We start from the raw sequence: 21,026 nt of genomic DNA, 5'->3' as shown, positions 1-21,026 counted from the left end.
CGCAGGAAAAGTCTTAACCGTAGCGGAGCACGCCTAGCACTCGACAAACGCCACCGCCAGCCCACCCCGCGAGGTCTCCTTGTAATTGGCATGCATGTCCGCCCCCGTGTCGCGCAGGGTACGGATCACTCGATCGAGCGAGATGAAATGCTCGCCATCCCCACGCAAGGCCATCTGCACGGCATTGATCGCCTTGACCGCAGCAATCGCGTTGCGCTCGATGCATGGCACCTGGACCAGCCCACCAACCGGGTCGCAGGTCAGCCCCAGGTTGTGTTCCAGAGCGATCTCGGCAGCGTTCTCCAACTGCGGGGGCGTTGCCCCCAGCACTTCGGCCAGGCCTGCGGCCGCCATCGAGCAGGCCGAACCGACCTCACCCTGACAACCCACCTCGGCACCGGAAATCGAGGCGTTCTTCTTGCACAGGATGCCGACCGAAGCTGCCGCGAGCAGGAAGGCCACCACATCGTCGTCACAAGCGCCGGGGTTGAACTTCATGTAGTAGTGCAGCACCGCCGGGATGATGCCCGCAGCGCCATTGGTCGGCGCGGTGACCATGCGCCCGCCCGCGGCATTTTCTTCGTTGACCGCCAGGGCAAACAGGTTCACCCACTCCATGGCGCTCAAGGTCGAGCCGATCACGTTGGGCTTGCCGATTTCCTGCAGGCTCCGGTGCAAGCGCGCGGCGCGGCGTTTGACGTTGAGCCCGCCGGGCAGGATGCCTTCGTGGCGCAGGCCGTTGTCGACGCACTCGCGCATGGCCGCCCAGATACGCAGCAAGCCTTCGCGCACCTCGCTTTCAGGGCGCCAGGCGCATTCGTTGGCCAGCATCAACTGGCTGACGCTCAGCCCGTGGGCTTTGCACAAGGCCAGCAACTGGGCAGCGCTGGAAAATTCGTAGGGCAGGTTGACGGCGCCCTCCTCGGTGGCCGGCGCATCGATTTCCTGCTGTTCGACGATGAAGCCACCACCTACGGAGTAGTAGGTCTGGCTCAACAGCACGCCCTGCCCGCCTTCGGCCACAAGGGTCATGGCATTGGGGTGATACGGCAGGCTTTCGTCCAGCAGCAGCATGTCGCGGGCGTATTCGAACGCCACGGGCTGGCTGCCGTCGAGTATCAGGCACTGCTCCTGCATCACCCGGCCGACGCGTAGCTCGATGGTCGCCGGGTCGATGCGGTCAGGCCATTGGCCCATCAACCCGAGCAGGCAGGCGCGGTCAGTGGCGTGGCCAACGCCGGTGGCCGACAGCGAGCCGTATAGGCGTACCTCGACCCGGCTTACCTGGGCCAGCAGGCCACGCTCGCGCAAGGCCTGGGCGAACGTCGCTGCAGCACGCATCGGGCCGACGGTATGGGAGCTCGAAGGGCCGATGCCAATCTTGAAAAGGTCGAAAACACTGATAGCCATGCTAATGCCTGGCCGTGCCGACGCACGTGCGCCGCTACACGGCTCACTGGAAAAATTGAACGGTATTGCTGAGTTGGGCGATACTGCCGCGTTCATCTGCAGATGACCAACGAAACTTTCTAAGTAAGCCTTTAGCGGTACTAAACGATGCGACGGCAACTCAATGGCCAGATGTATGTCTGGCTGCACGTTTTCAGCTGTGCGGCGCGGCACCTGTCGTTCACCCGCTGCGCCGAAGAACTGCACATCACCCCCGGTGCGGTCAGCCAGCAGATGCGCCAGCTCGAAGAGCGTCTGGGCTATCGCGTATTCCTGCGCCGTGCTCGCGGGGTGGAGCTGAGCGCCGAAGGCCAGCGCCTGGCACAGACGGTAGCTGAAGCGTACGGCAGCATCGAAGCTGAACTGCTGCGCCTGGATGCCGGCGAAATCCGTGGCACCTTGCGCCTGCGCTCGATCCCCTCGTTCCTGGCCAAGTGGCTGACGCCACGCTTGCCGCGCTTTCAGCAGCGCTACCCGGACATCGAGCTGCGTCTGGTGGCCGAAGACAGTGCCCAGGCCCTGCATCCGGGCGACTTCGACCTGGCAATCGATCTCAACGACGGCAGCTACCCGGGCATGCTCTCGACACCGCTACTGGACGAGCAGATCTTTCCGGTGTGCTCGCCTGCCCTGTTACGCGGCCGACCGCCTCTGCATGGCCCTGCGGACCTGGCGCACTACCCGCTGCTGCATGACATCACCGCCTGGCGTGGCAGCTCGGAATACGCAGAATGGGAGTTCTACCTGGAAGGCATCGGCGCCGGCGGGCTGGATGTGCGCCGTGGACATACGTTCAACCGCAACCACCTGACCATCGAGGCGGCCATCGCCGGCATCGGCGTGGCCATTGCCCGGCGCACCCTGCTCAACGACGAACTGGAGCGTGGTGCGCTGATCGTGCCGTTTGGTGTACCGATCGCCAACTTCAAGCGCTATGTGGTGCATTACCCACCGGGTGGCCTGAACCAACCGGGGGCACGCGCCGTGCATGACTGGCTGGTGGAAGAAGCGCGCGGGTTCAGGGCATTGCACCCATTAGCCTGACACGCCCCTCCTGAAAGCCGGTTTGCCGGCCCGCCTCAATCAATAAGCCTGCTTTCCGGTAAATGCATTGAGCGTGCGCACCAGTATCACGAAATCCAGCCACAGCGACCAGTTGTTGATGTACTCGATGTCCGAGTCGACCCGCTGGATCATCTGCTCGATGTCACGGGTTTCCCCGCGAAAGCCCCTCACTTGTGCCAGGCCGGTCATGCCCGGTTTGATGTTGTGGCGAGCGAAGTAATCGACGATGTCCTGGGAATACAGCGAGTCATGTTGCAAGGCATGCGGGCGCGGCCCCACCAAGGACATTTCGCCGGTCAGCACATTGAACAGTTGCGGCAGTTCGTCGAGGCTGGTGCGTCGGATGAATGCCCCTACCCGCGTCAATCGCGGGTCGTTCTTTTGCGCCTGTTTCACCACCCCTTGCTCGGGCTGATGAACATGCATGCTCCTGAACTTCCAGATGCGGAACGATTCACCGGTCCAGCCCGTACGTTCCTGACGGAAGAACACCGGCCCGGGGCTGTCCAACTTGATTGCCAGGGCAACGGCCAACAGCACGGGTGAAGCGCACAGCAGTATCAGCGCTGCGAGCACACGGTCCTCAAGGTTCTTGAGGAACAGGCTCATGCCGGTCAACGGTGTCTCCGACAAGGTCAACACCGGGATACCGGCAATTTCACGCACACTGTGGTTGATCAATCGCAGCGAGAAGATATCCGGCACCCAGTTCACCGCAATGCACTTGTCGAGCAACTTCAAATACACGTCGTTGATCACTTCGGAGCCGCCCAGCGGTGTCACCAAGTACACAGTTCTAATGGAATGTTGCGCGACCAGTTCATCCAACTTGTCTATGTGCCCAAGTATCGGAAGACGCTGTTTACCGTCAGCACTTTCCTTGCCCTGGTCGTACACGTCATCAATCAATACGCAACCCACTACCCGCTCGCCAAACCACGGGTTGTTACTGATTTTCTGATAAAGAAAGTTGGCCAGGTCGCCCGCCCCAATGATCAAGGCGTTATCCAGCCGCGCATGGGCGGTGAACCGTTTTTGCACTTCGCGTACGGCATAATGCAGAAACAACTGCACCACATAGCCGAACACGAACAACTGGCCCACCAACAGGCGTGAGTAGGTTTCGCTCTGCTTGGTGAGAAATGCCAGCACGACCAGGAAACAGAAGGTCGCCGACCAGGCTTTGAACAGCCTGAAGGCCTTGATCGACAAGCCCACATTGGTGCGGTAGATGGCGTAATGGTCGTAGATCACAGCCAATGCGCCAATCAACAGCAGCAGCATGATCACGTAATCGGAGGTGATGTAACCAATCTGGTCGTAGATCAGGTACCACGCCACGCCGGTCACGGCGATGCCGTCGAGGCCCGCCTGAATGGCGTTGCTGACGCTGCTTCTTCGCTGGAGCAAGGAACGACTGCTTCTGGGTTCGAAAACCATTCTCAGGCCTCATCAAATTAAGCGCAGCAGATACTTATTCACCAATCAGTACATTAAATTCACCAAACTTTTACAACTTTCTGAATAGGTCCATGATTATTCAGAAAATCCGACCTTGATATCACTGTAGCAGTACCCGGCCAGCGTGCCGTGACAAATCATTCAGGGTCCGATTTCTGCCGGATTCGGCGCGACGAAACATTGACGCGATTGCCAGGCCCGGTCGAAAACTTCAAGGTACGCCAAATAAACATCGGGTTACCGACAACATAGCGCATGAACAGACGTTTCGGCTCTTTCATGAGTCGGAATATCCATTCGCCGCCGAGGCGGCGCAGCCAGCGCGGCGCCCGCGTGACCTTGCCGCCGAGAAAATCGATGATCGCCCCGCCGCAGACGATCAGGCACGGCACACCAATGCTTGCCAATCGGGCGGCGACCGCCTCCTGCTTGGGCATGCCCATGCCCAGGATGATCAACTCGGGTTGCAAGGCGCGCGCCAACGCAAGGTAGGTATCGACCTCGGCAAAACCATCGTGCAACGACACGGGCGTGACCCCGAAAGAGGCCTCGCAGCGCCTGGCGGCTGCGCTCAATGCAGGCTCCCGGCTGCCCCACAAGGCCACGCGCCTGCCCTGGTAGGCCGTCAGCAACATGGGAATCAGGTCGGTGCCGTTCATGTTCAGGCCAGGGTCCAGCGCCAGACGGCGGAACAGGATGGCCATGCCCGAACCGTCCCGCAACAGCAGGTCGGCAGCGAGCAGTGACTGGTGGAAGTCGGCGTTCCGTGCCACCAGGTTCAGGGCGTGGGCATTGACGAAACCCAGCACCATCGGTTGCCCGACCGTGCTCAAGGTACGCAATACCCGCTGTTCGTCCGCCGGGTCTGCCACCCGGCGCATGCGTTCGGTCACCGCTTGCCAGCGGCCTTGCCAATCCGAACTGGCCATCAGCCGTCATCCCGTTTGGAGCGCACCCATTCGACCTGGCGCTTGATCAGAAAACCCAGGTACAGCGGGATTTTCTTCAGGACGTAAAGCGGCGCATAGATCAGCACCGAGAATGGGATCACCTCCCGGGAGAATCGGCTCCAGGCCAGCAGAACAGCAACGCCCAGCATCATCAGTGCAAGCGTCGCCAGCACCGCTGGGAGCAACACACCCAGTAACAGGCACGCAAGCCACGACACGACGAACAGCACCACCAGGGCCAGAGTCAGTAGCGCCAGGGGTGGCACCATCAGGTCCAGGCTCATCGCCAGCAAAGGCCAGTTGCCCTTGGCCAGGGCACTGACGACCAGTTTCGGCCCGTCGGCCAGCAGCACGCCCAGGTGCCCGTGCTCCCAACGCGTGCGCTGGCCGCTTAGGCCTTCCTGACTGGTTGGAAACAGGCTGGTCACCTGCGCCTGCGGGCAGAACAGCGGCGGCTTGCCTGCGCGGCAGAAATCCAGCCCCAGCTTCAGGTCTTCGACCAGGTGCCCGGTGGCCAGGTTGGCTGCGGCAATATCCTGCCAGCCAATGGCCATGCCGGTGCCCATCAACTGGCACGGCAACCCCGCACGCGCCGAACCCAACGGGCGCACCAGGTTCTTGACGCGCCAGGCGAACTCGGCGATCAAGATCTTCAAACCGGCGCCCGGTGGCGCACACATCAGATCCAGGCCCTGCACCGGTCCTGCCGCTTCGATACAGCGCTGCGCCAGGTGCTCGATGGAGCCTGGGCTTACCTGGCAATCGGCATCGATGATCACCACCACCTCCGGTGGCGCCTCGGCCAGGTGGCGAACACCGCAATCGAGTGCATAGCCCTTGCCACGCAAGTGCCCATGCTGGCGCTCGACCACTTCCGCGCCCGCGCCACGGGCCAGGGCGGCGGTCTGGTCGCTGCAGTTGTCGGCCACCACCAGCAACCGGTCCCCCTCCAGCAACTGGCGCTGGATGCCCTGCACCGTCGCCACGATGCCAGACGCCTCGTTGTGCGCAGGTACCAGCACCGCTACCCGTGGCCGCACGGCCGGAGCCTTGGCGATTGGCTCAGGCCGCCCCGGCAGGCAGGCCAGCAATACCTGGGTGAACAGCACCGTCACCGGCACCAGGATCAGCACCGCCAACGCGCCCAGTAGCCAGCTGATAAGTGTGATCATGCCGATGCCTTGAAGTGATGGGCCAGTTTGGCCGCCTCGGTGTCGATATCATGGCGCTCCAGTACGCGCTGGCGCGCCGCCTCGCCCATGCGTTGCAGCACCTCGACCGGCTGCGCCAGGCAGTCGGCCATCGCTTCGGCAAGCTCGTCCACGGCCCCGGCCGGGAACAGCCAACCGTTCTCGCCAGGGCGCACCAGCTCGGGAATGCCCGCCACGTAGGTGGTCAGTACCGGCCTGCGCAAGGCCATCGCCTCCATGATCACCACTGGCAACCCTTCGGCGAAGCTCGGCAGCACCAGCGCACGGGCGGCAAGGATTTCGTCGCGCACCTGCGCACTGCTGATCCAACCGGTGATACGCACCTGACCCTGCAGGCCATGGCGGTCGATCAACGTTTCGATCTGTTCGCGCATTTCGCCGTCTCCGGCCAGCACCAGTTCGAAGTCGATGCCTTGCCCGGCCAGCTGCCGTGCGGCTTCCAACAACAACAGCTGCCCCTTCTGCTCGCACAGCCGGCCCACGCAGACCAGCCGTGGGGCAGCCGGTGCAGGCACCGCCGCAACCTGATGGAAACCGGGCTCCAGGCCACAATGCACGACCTTGACCTTGGCCCAGTGCTCATGGGCGACCCAGCGATACAGCTGGCTGCGGCCATACGAGCTGACCGAGGCGACGAAGGCTGCACGCCGCACCTTTTCGCCCACATGCAGAAACTGCGGTTTGTCGAACTCTTCCGGGCCGTGCACGGTGAAGCTGAAGGCTGGCCCACCCAAGGCGTTGGCCAGCATCACCACTTCGGTGGAGTTGGTGCCGAAGTGCGCATGCACATGTTCGGCGCCGAATGCCTGCAGCCATTGCACCACGCAGCAGGCCTCGGCCAGGTACACCAGGTGGTAGGGCAACGGCCGGTCGGCACGCAGGCCCACGCGCAGGGCCAGCCACAGGGCCGAGCAGAACCCCTTCGGCTCGGCGCGCAGCACTTGCCACAGCGGCTTGAGCAAGCCCTTGATGCCGCCCTGCAGCACGTACTGGGTCTTGTCACGCTCGGCCAGGTCTTCGCCGTCCTGCAATTCGCCGTCCCAGCCACGCAAGGCAATGCGCTGGATCACCACGCCCTGGCGCTCCAAGGCGAGGATTTCGCGGCGAATGAAGCTATGGCTGACTTTCGGGTATTGATTGATGAAGTAGGCAATGCGCATGGAAATCCGGATCTCTACCTGCGTGATTGATGATCAGTGCGCTCACTGCTGCGGGCACAACCCGGCCGTTGGCGTGCTCGCCTTGAGCACGTCGTCGTACATGGCTTGCAGTTCCAGGGCCTGGTCGCTGCACAAGGTGATGCCTTGCTTGAAAGTGTTGCGGTGCTGCCGATAGCGCTCAGGGTTTTGCAGAATGTCGCTCAGGGCCTGGCGCAGGTACTTCTCGTCGGCGCTGAGCGGGATCAGCGTGCCGTTCACGCCGTCGACGATATCCTCCACGGTGCCACCGGCGTGGGTGCTGATCACCCATACATCGCGCACCAGGGCCTCGCGCACCGCCAGCCCGAAGGTTTCCTTGGACTGGGTGGGGAACAGCAGCACATCGATGCCGGCAAAGAATTCGTCCATGTTGGCCTGGGTGTAGCCCGGCACGATGCTGACCGTGCCCGGAATCTTGATGCTGTGGCGGTTCAGCGAACGGAAACCCAAGTGCAGCAGGTTGTCGACCACCTTGAGCTCATAGTCCGAACGCTGCAGCGCGGCAAAGGCTTGGGTGATCACGTCGATCCCCTTGATGGTCGCGTTACCGCCAACGAAGCCGAAGCGGATGGCCTTGCCGGGATGGCGCTGGTAATCGGCGGCCGGGGGCAGGATGCCATTGCGGTTGACGCGGATCTTCGCGGCATCGAAACCATTGGCGATGTACAGGTTGCGGGCGAAGTGGCTGGGTGCCAGCAGCAGGCTGGCCTGGTTCAGCGTGTTGGCCAGCAACGATTGGCGGTACACGTTGAGGGCCGGGTCATCCACGCAGCGGGCGCACACTTCGGCGCGGATGGTGGTTTGCCCGCAGTACTGGCCATGGTTGTCGATCATGAACTGGCGGCCGCAGATCCACCAGCAGTCGTGCAGGGTCACCACGAATGGCAGGCCCGCGCGCCGGCAGCTGTCGGCCAGCAAGGCACCGAGCCCTTGAATGGAGTGCATGTGCACAAGGTCCGGAGCCACGCGTTTGAGCACGGCGTCGAACACCGGCAAGGTGGCAGGGTTTTCGAAGTCTTCGCGGGCACTGCGCTCGTCAGGCAGGCCCATGCCGATCACTGCGGCGCCGTGGGCTTCGTAGCGATACAGGCTGTAGGGCTCGGCGTCGGTTTCGGGCAACGAGGTGAAGATGAACTGCTGGAAGGTGGTGGTCGCCACCATCAAGCGCGCCATCTGCTCCGCCACCACGGTGGCGCCGCCGAAACTGCGCGGGGCAAAGAAGATGTTGGCCGACAGCACGCGCCGGGTGCGGTCACGTGGCAGTTGCGGGAACAGCTGGGCAAGCTGTTCGCTGTTGACGGCATGGGCCTCGCTGTCGCACTCCACCAGCGTGACGTGGCCCGCGCCCATGTCCAGCATGGCCTTGGCCAGCGACGGCGTTGCCGCGATGGCCCGATCACAAGCCAGCAACGCCTGCTGGAACATGGCCACCGCCGCCAGCAGCTGGTTGACGGTTTCCTCGTTGAAGGCGCTCAGGTCGTTGTGCAGCCGGTAGGCCTGAGGGTCGAAGATCAGCGCATCGACATCCCAGATGGTGCTTACTTTCAGCCGCTTGGCCTCCTCGACGAGCTGCAGCATCTCGGCCGTGGCGGGCAGGCGATGGAAGACCACCACAGAAGCGGTCTGCAAGGCGTTGGTACAGGCTGCGCCGTTGCGCCAGTCAAGCACCTGGCATTGGTAGCCAAGGCCCTGCAGCGCATGCTGCATAAGGGCTGGCCGGCCGCTGGGCGGTTGCGCCAGGGCGCCTTCGCAGACCAGCAGCAGCTCACGGGGGAACAGTTCGCTGGCCGGCACGCTGGGGTCACCCAGTGGCAGGCTCTTGCGCTTGCTGTCGGCGGGCTTCCACAGCAGCGCCGGCCCCTGCTTGAGCAGTTCGCGGAAGGCTTTTTTCAAGGTCGGATACAGGCCGGCCTTGCGCAGATAGGCAACGAAGCGCTGGTCCGCCCGGGGCTCGGTGGTGAGCTGGCGAAGCAAGCCGGCCAGCCGGGCATGCAGGCTGGGTGGGGCACTGGCAACGCTGGTTTGCTGCGCCGCCAATGCGCTGCCCAGACGCTGACGGTGCACACCGAGCTGTTGCGCCACCTCGTGGTCGGGCAGCGCGGCCTCGAGCTGGCCGAACAGGTCGTCCAGCAGCGCATAGCGCCGCCGGTACATGGCGCGCTTCTTCGGCGCGATGTCCTGCGTCGAACGCTCGGTGGCGGCCATGGGAAGCGTGAAAAAGCCTTCGCGCGCCAGTGCTTCGGCGCCGTGCTCCTGCCAGATGACGTCGTAGTTGGCGGCCAGTTCGCGGTCGGTGTCGGCACCGAAATAAACATGCCGATGGTGCCGATAGGCATCGCTGACGGCATGGATCTGCCGCGCGCCCACCAGCCGTGCGACGCACTTGATGGCTTCGATCAGCAGGCTGCGCGGGCGCAGGCCTTCGAAATCCTTGGTCAGGTCGCGGTAGATGTTCAGCGAGGTCTCGCTGTCGATGCCTTTGTGGATGCCCTGCACGGCGCCGATCAACATGCACAGTTCGCCCTGTAACCGGCACAGGCTGAAGGCCAGAGAGGCCACCCGCAGGTCGCCTTGGAACAGGTTGAGCACCAGCTCCCCTTCGCGCTTGAACCAGATCGGCCGGTCCAGCACCAGGGTGCAGCCTGGGGAATAGCTCGACAGGTCGGCGAGGGTGCGATGTTCGTCTCGCCCAAGCAGCAACAGCGACGGGAACTGCCCGGCCACCACTTCGTAGTGCGAGGCCACCACCGCCAGCCGCTGCGGCGCTTCCCAGCCCTTGCTGATGTAGGGCCACTGCAGGATGCCGACGCTATCGTCACCGAGCGCGGCGAAGCCGTCATCGCCCAGCGCGGTGCTCATGCGCTGCATGAACGTGCTGAGCTGCGGCCACTGGCGGACCATCAGCAAGGTCAACTTGAGCCGGTTCTTCAGTGCCCGCGGCGAATAGCCGGGATGCACCGCTGGCAAGGTCTTGGCGAGTGTCAGGAGGTTCATGGTCATCTCACTTGTACTCGATCAATGACGATTTGCTGGCAGTCAGCCTGTCCAGCAGAAACCTCACCTGCCCGACCATTTCGGGGAATTTGGCAAGCACCAGGAACACCGCCTGCAGCCCATTCTCGCGCAACGAACGCCCTCCCCGACGTGCCAGGCGCAGGGCTTGCAGCGGGTAGATCGACAGCAGCAGCAACCCCCAGCCCCCCACCAGCGCCCACAGCAGCAGCGTCACCAGCGGGATGCCCAGGCCCCAGAACCAGGCGCGCAGCGATTCGCGCTGCCAATGCCGCTCGGGGGGTAGCCATGCAGGTAGGCGCCTTCGGCGAAGGCATAACCCCCGCGGATGCAGCGCCGCCACCACTGGCTGAATCGGGTCATGGCGGCATCATGCAGGGTCATTTCCGCGTCCAGCCGCCAGATCTTCCAACCACGGGCGCGCAGGCGTACGCAAAGCTCCGGCTCTTCACCGGCAATCAGCCCCGGGCGGTAGCCGGACACGTCCCTGAAAGCTTCGACGCGCATCAGCGCATCGCCACCACAGGCCTTGGCTTCGCCGACTGGGGTGTCCCACTCCAGGTCGCACAGATGGTTGTAGATCGAGCGTTCAGGGAAGCGCTCGCGGCGTCGGCCGCAGACCACCGCCACTTCCGGGTGGCCATCGAGAAATGCCTGGGCGCTGGCCAGCCAGCCGGCCACCACCTCGCAATCGCCGTCGACGAACTGCACATGGCGCAGGTTCGGGCACAACTGCAGCAAGCAGGCAAAACCTTCGTTGCGCGCCCGCGCCGCGGTGAACGGAATGCTCATGTCCAACGCCAGTACCTCGACCCCATGGCTGCGCGCCCGCTGCACCGAGCCGTCGGTGGACCCGGAGTCGACGTACACGACCTGGTCCGCACCCTTGGCCAGTGAAGCCAGGCAGCGCTCCAGGCGCATCCCCTCGTTTCGGCCAATCACCACCACTCCGATGCCTGTCTCCATGCCCACACTCACACCCCTGAACGCCACTTGCCGATCACCGCCGCCCCTGGGGCCGGCTCATGTGTACTGCACTGCCTCGTGCTTACGGGCCTTGACGGTGGCTGGCACTCCCACAGCCAGCGAGTTGTCTGGCACGTCGATCAGCACCACGGCGTTGGACCCGATCACCACGTTGTCGCCGATGCGGATATTGCCCAGCAGCTTGGCCCCGGCGCCGATATCGACGTTGTTGCCGATCACCGGCGCGGTAGGTTCGCTGACGTTCTTCAGGCCCACCACCACGCCGTTGCGAATCCTGCAGTCGTCGCCAAAACGGGCGTAACCGCTGATGACGATGCCGCCGAAATGGTCGATGACGAAGTTGCGGCCCACCTCCACCTCGCACGGCAACTCGACCCCGGTGATGATCTGCACGAACTTGAACAACACCTTGTAGATGAACGAGAACAGCTTGCGCAGCAACGCCGGACGCACGCCGTAGCGCCAGCGGCCGAAGCGGTATACCAGCATCACCCAGAAACCCTGGGCGCCCCAATCACCCCCGTATGCCCGCAAGTCCGCGCGGATATTCTCGAACATGGCGTCTCCTAACGTGTTGGCTGTGTGGCGTGGCGGGTCTTGAGCAGCAACGACCAAGTGGCGCGGGTGTGCAGCCAACAGGCCTTGATGGCCGCCCAGCCGCGCCCCTTGAGCAAGGCCTTGAGCGCCAGCACCAGGTCGCCCAGGCTGACCAGGCACATGTGCAAGGCAAGGCCCGCAGCGCCATGGTGCTTGCGAAAATACAGCAGCTCGCTTTCGATCTGGTAGGCGGAGATCTGCCGGCTGGCCGCTTCAAGCTCGGCCACCGACTTGGAGCTTTCGCCGCCGATGTGCACCACCGTGGTATGCGGGTAGAACACCACCTTCCAGCCGGCCTCCTTGACCCGTTTGCAGTGGTCGACTTCCTCGTAGTAAAGGAAATAGCGCGGGTCGAACAGCCCCACCTTGTCCAGCACCTCCCGGCGCACCAGGTAGAAGCACCCAGGCAGCCAGTCGCATTCGCGCACCGAGCCATGGTCCCAGTTCATCTCGTCGACCATCTTCAGCCCCGGGAACAGGCGCCCGAGGCCAGTCCGTGCAACGAAGATGTTCAACGGTGTCGGGAAGTAGCGGCAGCACGGCTGCAGGTCACCCTCGCGCCCTTCCAGGCGCACGCCCAGCACACCGCACTCCGGGTGCTCATCCATGTAGGCAATGGTTTTTTCCAGGCTGTCGCGAGCAACGAATGCGTCGGTATTGAGCAGCAACGCGTACTTGCCCTTGAGGTGCGCCAGCAACTGGTTGTTGGCGCGGCCAAAGCCGACGTTCTGCTTGTTGCTCAGCAGCAGCGCCTCGGGACACACCTGGGCCATGCGCGCAACCGAATCGTCGGCCGAGGCATTGTCCACTACCAGGTAACTTGCCAGGCGCTCGCTGTCCGCCTGGCGCAGCGCATCGAACATCGGCTGCAACAGCGACGCGGTGTTGAAATTGACGACCATCACATCAACGGGCTTTCTATCCATTGTTGCCGTCCCCAAAGAAATACTGCCGCCTCACTGCCGCCAAGGTCGGTTCCAGCGCGGGGTCGAAGGCACCCTTGCGCTGCTTGACGAGGTCTATCCAGGGATACGAATTGCACCGTTCCTCAACCCGCTCGATCAACTCGGCGGTGGTACAGATGACCTTGGCCGGGTTGCCGCCCACCACCATGCCCGGTGGTACGTCCTTGGTAACCACGGCACCGGCGGCAACCACCGAGTCAGGCCCGATGGTCACACGCGGCATGACGATGGCGCCGTGGCCGACAAAGCAGTTGTCACGTATATCAATGTAGCCCACCGAATCGAGCTGCTTGCCGTAACACACCTCGATCAGTGCCACCACGCCGTCGTGCCCGATCAAGGTGCAGTCCGACAGGCCCACATTACTGCCGATGCGCACCAACGTCGGGTCGGTGACACAACAGCCGCAATTGATATGCACATTGTTGCCGATCGAATGAAACTTGCCCCACCGCGCCAGGTAGGTGCCCCATTGCAACGGTGTGGGATTGCACAGTTTCCTGTACAGCGAACCTCCCCGCCCGGTTGAGTTGGCGTAATGCTTCACGGCGCTCCGTAGCCATCCGAACATGCTGTCTGCCTCGTAAGTAAAGCCTTCCTGGACTGCCCCTGAGGCGAACCGGTCTCGTTCTTCTTGGTGCTGACCGCATCGCACTCAACCCTTGTCAACCGCGCTGTTTCCGTTACTTGTCGCCTTGGCACACTCCTTTGCGGCTCATACCGCCTTGCGGGTGGTTTTCAGTTTTTCGTCGAGGTGGTCGGCCAGCCGCAGGGCGAACTGCAGCAGCGGCATGGTCGGGTTGGACGCGCCACTGGTGGCGAAGATGCTGCTGCCGGCCACGTACAGGTTGTGGGTACCGAACACCTTGCAGTCGCTGTCGACCACGCCGAACTCGGGCGACGCGGCCATGCGCGTGGTGCCCATGTGGTGGGCATGCGGCTGCAGCTTCAACGGCAGGCTGGGGTCGTAGACGAACTCGTTCAGCTTGACGAAGCCAAGGCCCATCTCGGCGAACTGCTTGGCCAGCTCGCTGCCGATGCACTTGATGGTATGACGGTCGTCGTCGCTCAACGCCCAGTTGACGTTGACCTTGCCAACGCCCAGCGCGTCCTTTTCGTCCAGCAGCGAGAGGTGGCTCTGCACATTGGGGAACTGCTCGATCATGGTGCTGATCACGCCGTCTCCAGGGCAACTGAAGTTGGCGATGAAGGCGATCTTGCTCGCCACCCCCATTTCACAGGCGAGGTTTTCCAGAAAGTGCTTGACCTCGGCCGTTCTGCCATAGGTTCTGACATCATCCAGCACGGCCGTGGTGACATTGCCTTTGCCCGCGCGGTACTCGGCAACGAAGGCATCGGTGGTGTAGTACTGATGCTGGCTGCCGTCCTGGCCGTCGCGCAGGATGAAGGTACCCATGTCGACGTTCAGGTGCTCCATGAAGCAGCGCCCGACCATGCCGTCGCGGCTGATCACGCCAGCCGCCTGCAGCGACTGGCTGTTGAGCAATTGCCGGGCGTTTTCGATCGCGCCCGTGGCGAGAATGAACTGCCTGGCGACCAGGCGCTGGCGATTGCGCTCGTAATCTGACACCTGCACCGAGCTCAGGCGGCCGCTGGCCTGATCGAACTCCAGGTCGACGCAGTTGCAATTGAGAAACACATCGAGCCCTGGTGTCTCGTTGAGCGCCGCGCCGTACTTTTGCGCAAAGCGCGTGGGCGGGCTGAGCAGGAAACGGTCGGCATCGAAGTCGCCGCCCTTCAAGCCGGCGTTGAGCGGCTGGAATTCCTTGCCCTGGGGCAAGTCGACGATGTCCATGGCGGCGGGCAGGTAACGCTCGATTTCGGCATAGGGGATCGGCCAGCCCGGCAAGTTGCCCGGTGGCTGCACGGCAAAGTCGGAGGCGGTGAACGGCCGGCAACGGCCTGCCCAGTGGTTGGAGGTGCCGCCCAGAAAGCGCAGGCGGGTTTCCTCGGCGTACAGTTCCAGCCCCGACGAGGTGCATTTGTACAGTTCCTGCGAGCGCGGCGCATATTCATGGCCACCGCCTTCGAGCAGCACCACCTGCCAGCCCGCCTTTGCCAGGTGCAGAGCCAGGGTGATACCGGCCGGACCGGCGCCGATGATGCACACGTCATATCGATCGCGCAGCGTCTTCTGCGCCTGGTAGTCGTTGATCATGTTCAGTCGTTCCGGAAGTACTGGGAAGGCAACACCCAACCGTTGATGACGACGAACCCGTTCGGCTCGGCTGGCTTCTGCGCGTCAGCGGCGCGTACCAGCCCAGGTGCAATACTCAGTGCCGCTCCTCCCACCCCCAGCAGCACACAATTGCGCAGAAAACCCCGACGATCCAGCAGCGCACTGCAGTACTTAAGTTTCCCCATGATCCCCAGACCACCCGTGCCATTTTTTTAAGAATCCTAGTCACTTATCCGCGATGCGCTACCCTGCCCATCGCTCGGGCACTGCTGTTGTAGATTCGCTCAGAGCCAGTTGAAGATACGCACCGCCAACTCACCACAGAGTGCCCCGACCAGCACCATCGGCAGCACGATCAGCTCACGCTTGATGTTGAGAATGTCCAGTTTGCGGTTGACGTAGACGATCAGCACCAGTGTCGGCACGGCGTGCAGCGCCACACCCCAGATCGCCAGGCGCGGCCCGCCGATGGCCAGCAACAGTGGCAGCAGCAACCACAGCGAGACCAGGCGGATGATGTTGTCCATGGCCTGGTACTTGGTGTGGCCCAGCGCAATCCAGATCTGGTGCGTCAGGGTGTAGCGCAGGGTCAGGAACGACAGCGAGAGAATCGCCAGCATCGATCCGGCATCGGCATATCGCGCGTCGTACATCCAGCTGATCAGCAGTGGGCTGGCAGTCAGGAACAGCCCGCAGACGAACAGCATGACCAGGTCGACCAACAGCTTGAAACGGTCGTACAGAGTACGCAGGCGGGCCTTGTCGCCATCGCGGGTGGCTTCGCTGAACGCCGGCAGCGCTACTGCGCCGAACAGCTTCATCAGGCCGGTCTGGATGGAGCCGAGGATCAGCACGGCAATCGAGTACACACCCAGTTCCGCCACGGTCATGCTGGCGCCGAACCAGATGCGGTCTCCGTACATCGCCAGCACGCCGACAATCGACGACAGCAGGATCCAGCGCCCGAAGCTGACCAGCTCGGCCAGCGCGGTGCGGTCCCACTGCAAGCGGTTGGCCGGCCCGTGCATGGCGGTATGGCCAAGCACCGTGCCGGCCAGGGCGGCCACCACACCGGCGGCCACCAGCGACCAGATCGAGCGGGTGAACCAGCCGATCACCAGCATCACCACCAGGCCGATGACTTGCGAAGCCAGGTCGATCAGCACCACGCGCTTCTGCTGGAAGGTGCGTACAGCGACATCCATCTTGGTCGACTGGAACCCCCAGATGACGGCCTGTACGCCGGTAACTGCCAGCACCAGGGGCAGCTCTGGCGCCGCATAGGTGGACGCTGGCGGCCACAGGTTGGCGAGCTGCGCGAACCAGGCGGCCACTGCCAGCAGCAGGGTCAGGCCAAACAACAGCAGGCCGCGCAGGATCTGCACGGTCCAGGCGGTATTGAGAAACAGCGGGTCGTCGCCACGCGGGCTTTGGATGATGTTCTGGCGCAGGCCGACATCCGACAGAAGGTGCAGCAATACCGAAACCGTGGTGGCGATGACCATCACCCCGAACATTTCCGGTAACAAGAGGCGTGCCATGATCAAGTTGCCGCCCAGGCGCATGACCTGCGAGGCCACCAGCGACACCAGGTTCCATGCCCCGGCGCCCAGCGCACGCTTGCGCAGACTCCCAGCTGCTGACGCTTCAATCGACGGCATGACTTCAATCTCTGACTGAATGGCTAGAAGTCACTATAGTTTCAATTAGCCATGACGCTAGCCGTCGTCCACCGACAATAGGTGCCTGTAGCCCATGCCCGAACAATTTCGTGCGTTGATCGTCATTCTGTTCGTCGCCAGCGTGGTGTTCTTCCTGGCCCGCAGGCCCGCCAACGACCTGATTCCCGACCGCGACTACAAGCGGCGGCGCAACCTGTGGCTGCTGATTACCCTGCTGGCGTTCTTCTCGTTCAGCTTCTGGGTATACACCGCGGCAGCCGTGATCACCCTGTTGGTGGCCAGGCGTCGCGAACACAACGCCATGGCGCTGTTCTTCATGCTGGTGTTCGCCATTCCACCGGCTTCGGTGGATATTCCCGGTTTCGGCGTGATCAACTACCTGATCGAACTCAACCATATCCGCATCCTGACTGTCTGTGTGCTGCTGCCGACGGCGCTGGCGCTGGGCAGGCAGAGCGACACTTTACGCTTCGGCCGCACCTGGCCGGACAAGCTGCTGGCCGCCAGCCTGGTGCTGATGACCTTGCTGTACCTGCGCGAAACCACGGTTACCGACACATTGCGACAGGCGGTGTCGCTGTACATCGATGTATTCCTGCCTTATTACGTCGCCAGCCGCGGGCTGAAGACCGTGCAGGATTTCAAGGACGCCCTGCTCGCCTTCGTCCTCGCTGCCTTTCTCCTGGCGATCATCGCGGTGGCCGAATTCGCCCGCCACTGGCTGCTGTACAACGGCCTGATCAGCGCCATGGGCGTGCAGTGGAGCATGTCCAGCTACCTCAGCCGCGGCGGTTCGCTGCGCGCCAGCGCCACCACCGGCCAGGCGATTGCCCTGGCCTACGTGATCAGCGTGGCCATCGGTATGTACCTGTTCGTGCAGCGCTATGTGCGCAGCCGCCTGCAGCGCTACATGGGCGCCCTGCTGCTGGCTGCCGGGCTGGTGGTACCCCTGTCGCGGGGGCCGTGGATCGGCGCCGGGGTGATCATCGCGGTGTTCATCGCCACCGGCAAAGGCGCGGCCAAGCGCCTGACGCTGCTGGCCTGCGCTGGCCTGCTGGCGTTGCCGCTGCTGACCGTGGTGCCGGGAGGCGAGAAGGTGCTCGACCTGTTGCCGTTCGTCGGCAACCTGGAAAAAGAAAACATCACCTACCGCCAGCGGCTGCTCGACAATTCCTGGATCACCATCCAGCGCAACCCTTTGTTCGGCTCCTTCGACTTTCGCAACACCCCGGAAATGCAGTCGATGATCCAGGGCGAGGGGATCATCGACATCGTCAACAGCTACATCAGCATGGCCCTGCGCTTCGGTCTGGTCGGGCTAGCGCTGTTCGTCGCTTTCTTTGCCAGCGTGCTGCTGGCGATCTACAAATCCCTGCGCGCGTTCCCCGACAAGGAGGACGAGCACCGACGATTGGGCCGCTCATTGCTGGCTACCCTGCTGGGGATCCTGATGATCATCTTCACCGTCAGCAGCATCACCGTCATTCCGGTGGTGTACTGGTCGGTGGGCGGGCTGGGCGTGGCCTATGTGCAGATGGTACGCAGGCTCAGACACCGTGAATCCACCGTGCTGGACACTCCCCAGCCGACCACCCAGGTACTTTCATGACAGGGATCGGATTGCGCCCGAGGGTCAGGGCATCGCTACTCGTGGTTCTGTTGACGCTGCCAACGCTTGCCTGGTCCTCGGACTGGACCGTCAGCGTCGACGAACAGAATGGTTTGCCCAACGTGACCCGTGGTGGCGGCCCGGCCATGCAGGCGCGCTTCGACTTCTGGGGGGCGGACTGGAGCTGGACCGGTTTCGGCACGGCGTTCAAGGTCAATGCACCCTACCGCTACACGCTGCAAGGCAAGAACCCGCAACTGGATTTCGAACTGACGGCAGATATTGCCAAGCCACAGCCCCAGACCCTGCGCTGGGCCTTCGATCTCAATGCCCACAGCCGCAAAAGCGGCGTGATGGGCGGCGGCATGGTGTTTCGCTTCGACCCTGCCCTGTTCACCGACCAGATGGGCGAGCCGCAGCTATTGCCCGGCAATCGCGGCTGGTCGTGGGGTACTGCGGCGCGGGGCATCGAGCTGCGTTTCGAGCCGGCGCTGGCGAAGGTGTATTTCGAACGTGGCGACACTTCGCAAATCCGTGCGTTCTTCTACACCGACCCGATCCAACCAGGCCGCCAGCAAATACAAGCGCAGCTGAAACTCACCGGCGATATCGAGCTGGGCCCGACCGCGACCGAACGCTTCGGCCTGGCCGACCCCGCGCGTTGGCCGGACGACCAGCTCGCCTGGCGCACGTCACCGGTCGACCTGTCATTTCTCAACGCGGCGGAAAAACCCGCCGGCAAGCGCGGTTTCGTCAAGGCTGTTGGCGAGCAGCTGCAGTTCGCCGACAACACCCCGGCGCGCTTCTGGGGCACCAACCTGTCGGCCTATGCCCTGTTCAACACCCCCGACGATGAGATCAAGCTGCAGGCCAAGCGCCTCTCCGCACTCGGTTTCAACCTGGTGCGGCTGCATCACCATGACTCGCCCTGGGTCAGCCCGAATGTCTTCGGCGACGTCAAGACCCTGCGCGATACCCAGCAGTTGAGCCCCGCCTCGCTGAAGAAGCTCGACTGGTGGATCACGTGCCTGAAGGATGAAGGCATCTACGTGTGGCTCGACCTGCACGTGGAACGCATCGTCACCGTCAATGACGGCATCTATGCCTTCGACGAGCTGGCCAAGGGTGAGCAGTACGCCGGCATCAAAGGCTATGCGTACGTGAACGTGGCCATCCAGCAGGCGATGAAACGCTTTGCCGAACAGTACCTGACCCACGTAAACAGCTTCACCGGCCTGGCCTACAAGGACGACCCGGCAGTCGCCGCCGTGCTCATCACCAATGAAAACGACGTGACCCAGCACTTTGGCAACGCTCTGCTGCCGGACAAGGGCGTACCTAAGCACACCCGCCTGTTCATGGACCAGGCCAAGGCCTTCGCCGCGCGCGCCAACTTGCCCGCCGACAAGACCTGGCGCACCTGGGAGCCGGGCCCTGGAAAGCTGTTCCTCAACGACCTGGAGCACCGCTTCAATGTCGACATGATCGACCACCTGCGCACCCTGGGCGTGAAGGTGCCGATCGTCACCACCAGTACCTGGGGCGGCAACGGCCTTGCCGCGCTGCCGGCCCTCACCGCAGGCAACGTGATCGATGCCCACGGCTACGGTGGTATCGGCCAGCTGCAGAAGAACCCGCTGACCAGCGATGGCATGATCAACTGGCTGGGCGCTGCGCAGGTGCTGGGCATGCCGATGACCGTCACCGAGTGGAACGCCGAACCCTTCCCCCTGCCCGACCGCCACTCACTGCCGCTGTACGTGGCCGGCACCGCCAGCCATCAGGGCTGGGACGCGATCATGCAGTATGCCTACAGCCAGCAGGCGTTCCTCGAAGGCTGGCGCCGGGCCGACAACTGGAATGCCTACAACGACCCGGCGATGATCGCCACCCTCCCCGCCGCAGCCTTGCTCTACCGCCGTGAAGACGTGCACCTTGCCAGCACCCGCTACGTGTTCGCACCCAGCAGCGAAACCCTGTTCAACCGGGCCATTACCCCCGCCAATTCGGTGCTGCTGCGCACCGCCATGGAAAAAGGCCGGCTGCAGATCGCCATGCCCCAGACCCCGGCGCTACCCTGGCTGCAGCCGGGTGTGATACCCAGCGATGCCCAGGTTCTGCGCGACCCGGACCAGTCGCTGCTGGACGCCAACGCAAGCGAATCGACCAGCGACACCGGCGAGCTCAAGCGCAACTGGCAGCAAGGCCTGTACACCATCGACACCCCCCTGACCCAGGCCGTGACCGGCTGGCTGGGCGGCCAGTCGCTGCGCCTTGGCGCTATCGCCGTCGACCTCAAGACCGCCTACGCCAGTGTGGTGGTGCAAAGCCTGGACGCCAAGCCACTGACCCAGTCACGCAGCCTGCTGATTTCACTCGGCAGCCGGGCCGTGCCGCGGCCCGACGACATGACGCCGTTCCACGTCGAGCCGCTCGAAGGCAGCTTGAGTATCCAGGCGCCAGAAGGCTTGAAACTGTACAGCCGCAAGGCCGACGGCGGCGAGCAGCTGCTGGCGTCAAGCTACAAAGACGGGCGCTACCAGATCACCTTCGACGGCCAGAACATGGCCAACTGGCTGTTCTTGAAATAGCCATCTAGAGTCAATTCAGACCTGTAATCCAGGCATTCGACGCTGCGT

Annotated in this window: 15 protein-coding genes and 2 pseudogenes; 3 read left to right on the top strand and 14 right to left on the bottom strand. The window is 63.2% G+C overall.

Annotated features, from left to right (window positions below; all coding sequences use genetic code 11):
- Positions 1-33 precede the first annotated feature (33 nt).
- Positions 34-1,410 carry an L-serine ammonia-lyase gene (locus tag KU43P_RS12355; protein WP_317663435.1) on the bottom strand — a complete coding sequence of 459 codons (1,377 nt, stop codon included), beginning with the start codon at positions 1,408-1,410 and terminating at the stop codon, positions 34-36.
- A gap of 147 nt (positions 1,411-1,557) precedes the next feature.
- Between KU43P_RS12355 and KU43P_RS12350 the strand changes: the two genes are divergently transcribed.
- The gene (locus KU43P_RS12350) at positions 1,558-2,493 is read left to right on the top strand and encodes a LysR substrate-binding domain-containing protein (RefSeq protein WP_317663433.1); all 936 of its coding nucleotides are present in this window, start codon (positions 1,558-1,560) and stop codon (positions 2,491-2,493) included.
- 39 nt (positions 2,494-2,532) lie between these two features.
- Here KU43P_RS12350 and KU43P_RS12345 read toward each other — a convergent pair whose 3' ends face one another.
- The 13 genes and pseudogenes from KU43P_RS12345 to KU43P_RS12285 form a co-directional block, all read right to left on the bottom strand.
- Entirely contained in the window at positions 2,533-3,954 is a 1,422-nt protein-coding gene (locus KU43P_RS12345; RefSeq protein ID WP_317663431.1) for an undecaprenyl-phosphate glucose phosphotransferase, read from the bottom strand.
- A 158-nt stretch (positions 3,955-4,112) separates the two neighbouring features.
- A complete protein-coding gene (locus tag KU43P_RS12340; RefSeq protein WP_317663429.1) occupies positions 4,113-4,904 on the bottom strand; it encodes a WecB/TagA/CpsF family glycosyltransferase in 792 nt (263 codons plus the stop codon).
- Positions 4,904-6,097: a glycosyltransferase family 2 protein gene (locus KU43P_RS12335; RefSeq protein WP_317663427.1), complete on the bottom strand. Its 1,194-nt coding sequence runs from the start codon at positions 6,095-6,097 to the stop codon at positions 4,904-4,906. Before KU43P_RS12335 ends, KU43P_RS12340 begins: the two co-directional genes overlap by 1 nt.
- Positions 6,094-7,296, bottom strand: a complete 1,203-nt coding sequence (locus tag KU43P_RS12330; RefSeq protein ID WP_317663425.1) for a glycosyltransferase — start codon at positions 7,294-7,296, stop codon at positions 6,094-6,096. Before KU43P_RS12330 ends, KU43P_RS12335 begins: the two co-directional genes overlap by 4 nt.
- Positions 7,297-7,338: 42 nt before the next feature.
- Positions 7,339-8,685 carry a glycosyltransferase family 4 protein gene (locus KU43P_RS12325; RefSeq protein ID WP_317663795.1) on the bottom strand — a complete coding sequence of 449 codons (1,347 nt, stop codon included), beginning with the start codon at positions 8,683-8,685 and terminating at the stop codon, positions 7,339-7,341.
- 651 nt (positions 8,686-9,336) lie between these two features.
- Positions 9,337-10,329 (bottom strand): annotated as a pseudogene (locus tag KU43P_RS12320) (VirK/YbjX family protein); the annotation flags it as partial.
- Positions 10,330-10,336: 7 nt separating this feature from the next.
- Positions 10,337-11,313 (bottom strand): annotated as a pseudogene (locus KU43P_RS12315) (glycosyltransferase family 2 protein).
- A 57-nt stretch (positions 11,314-11,370) separates the two neighbouring features.
- Entirely contained in the window at positions 11,371-11,892 is a 522-nt protein-coding gene (locus KU43P_RS12310; RefSeq protein WP_317663423.1) for a serine O-acetyltransferase, read from the bottom strand.
- Between the two features lie 8 nt (positions 11,893-11,900).
- Positions 11,901-12,857: a glycosyltransferase family 2 protein gene (locus KU43P_RS12305; protein WP_317663421.1), complete on the bottom strand. Its 957-nt coding sequence runs from the start codon at positions 12,855-12,857 to the stop codon at positions 11,901-11,903.
- On the bottom strand, positions 12,850-13,467 hold the full coding sequence (locus tag KU43P_RS12300; RefSeq protein ID WP_317663419.1) for an acyltransferase: 618 nt from the start codon (positions 13,465-13,467) through the stop codon (positions 12,850-12,852). The genes KU43P_RS12305 and KU43P_RS12300 overlap by 8 nt, the downstream gene beginning before the upstream one ends.
- 144 nt (positions 13,468-13,611) lie before the next feature.
- Positions 13,612-15,075, bottom strand: coding sequence for an FAD-dependent oxidoreductase (locus tag KU43P_RS12295; protein WP_317663418.1), 1,464 nt, complete (start codon positions 15,073-15,075; stop codon positions 13,612-13,614).
- Between the two features lie 2 nt (positions 15,076-15,077).
- Positions 15,078-15,281 carry a twin-arginine translocation signal domain-containing protein gene (locus KU43P_RS12290; protein ID WP_317663417.1) on the bottom strand — a complete coding sequence of 68 codons (204 nt, stop codon included), beginning with the start codon at positions 15,279-15,281 and terminating at the stop codon, positions 15,078-15,080.
- Positions 15,282-15,380: 99 nt separating this feature from the next.
- Entirely contained in the window at positions 15,381-16,757 is a 1,377-nt protein-coding gene (locus KU43P_RS12285) for an oligosaccharide flippase family protein (protein ID WP_317663415.1), read from the bottom strand.
- 94 nt (positions 16,758-16,851) lie between these two features.
- Between KU43P_RS12285 and KU43P_RS12280 the strand changes: the two genes are divergently transcribed.
- Both KU43P_RS12280 and KU43P_RS12275 read left to right on the top strand, forming a co-directional pair.
- Positions 16,852-18,387, top strand: a complete 1,536-nt coding sequence (locus tag KU43P_RS12280; RefSeq protein WP_317663413.1) for an O-antigen ligase family protein — start codon at positions 16,852-16,854, stop codon at positions 18,385-18,387.
- On the top strand, positions 18,384-20,978 hold the full coding sequence (locus KU43P_RS12275) for a glycosyl hydrolase family 5 (protein ID WP_317663411.1): 2,595 nt from the start codon (positions 18,384-18,386) through the stop codon (positions 20,976-20,978). The genes KU43P_RS12280 and KU43P_RS12275 overlap by 4 nt, the downstream gene beginning before the upstream one ends.
- Positions 20,979-21,026: the final 48 nt, after the last annotated feature.

The organism is Pseudomonas sp. KU43P, from assembly GCF_033095865.1.
GTDB lineage: Bacteria > Pseudomonadota > Gammaproteobacteria > Pseudomonadales > Pseudomonadaceae > Aquipseudomonas.
Note: the sequence above shows the minus strand (reverse complement) of the source record. Positions and strands in the feature narration are given on the sequence as shown.

What these genes read in the sequence shown, in the direction of transcription:
- KU43P_RS12355 (WP_317663435.1), bottom strand. Translation starts at nt 1,410, where the DNA reads ATGGCTATCAGTGTTTTCGACCTTTTCAAGATTGGCATCGGCCCTTCG.
- KU43P_RS12350 (WP_317663433.1), top strand. Translation starts at nt 1,558, where the DNA reads ATGCGACGGCAACTCAATGGCCAGATGTATGTCTGGCTGCACGTTTTC.
- KU43P_RS12345 (WP_317663431.1), bottom strand. Translation starts at nt 3,954, where the DNA reads ATGGTTTTCGAACCCAGAAGCAGTCGTTCCTTGCTCCAGCGAAGAAGC.
- KU43P_RS12340 (WP_317663429.1), bottom strand. Translation starts at nt 4,904, where the DNA reads ATGGCCAGTTCGGATTGGCAAGGCCGCTGGCAAGCGGTGACCGAACGC.
- KU43P_RS12335 (WP_317663427.1), bottom strand. Translation starts at nt 6,097, where the DNA reads ATGATCACACTTATCAGCTGGCTACTGGGCGCGTTGGCGGTGCTGATC.
- KU43P_RS12330 (WP_317663425.1), bottom strand. Translation starts at nt 7,296, where the DNA reads ATGCGCATTGCCTACTTCATCAATCAATACCCGAAAGTCAGCCATAGC.
- KU43P_RS12325 (WP_317663795.1), bottom strand. Translation starts at nt 8,685, where the DNA reads ATGGGCGCGGGCCACGTCACGCTGGTGGAGTGCGACAGCGAGGCCCAT.
- KU43P_RS12310 (WP_317663423.1), bottom strand. Translation starts at nt 11,892, where the DNA reads ATGTTCGAGAATATCCGCGCGGACTTGCGGGCATACGGGGGTGATTGG.
- KU43P_RS12305 (WP_317663421.1), bottom strand. Translation starts at nt 12,857, where the DNA reads ATGGATAGAAAGCCCGTTGATGTGATGGTCGTCAATTTCAACACCGCG.
- KU43P_RS12300 (WP_317663419.1), bottom strand. Translation starts at nt 13,467, where the DNA reads ATGTTCGGATGGCTACGGAGCGCCGTGAAGCATTACGCCAACTCAACC.
- KU43P_RS12295 (WP_317663418.1), bottom strand. Translation starts at nt 15,075, where the DNA reads ATGATCAACGACTACCAGGCGCAGAAGACGCTGCGCGATCGATATGAC.
- KU43P_RS12290 (WP_317663417.1), bottom strand. Translation starts at nt 15,281, where the DNA reads ATGGGGAAACTTAAGTACTGCAGTGCGCTGCTGGATCGTCGGGGTTTT.
- KU43P_RS12285 (WP_317663415.1), bottom strand. Translation starts at nt 16,757, where the DNA reads ATGCCGTCGATTGAAGCGTCAGCAGCTGGGAGTCTGCGCAAGCGTGCG.
- KU43P_RS12280 (WP_317663413.1), top strand. Translation starts at nt 16,852, where the DNA reads ATGCCCGAACAATTTCGTGCGTTGATCGTCATTCTGTTCGTCGCCAGC.
- KU43P_RS12275 (WP_317663411.1), top strand. Translation starts at nt 18,384, where the DNA reads ATGACAGGGATCGGATTGCGCCCGAGGGTCAGGGCATCGCTACTCGTG.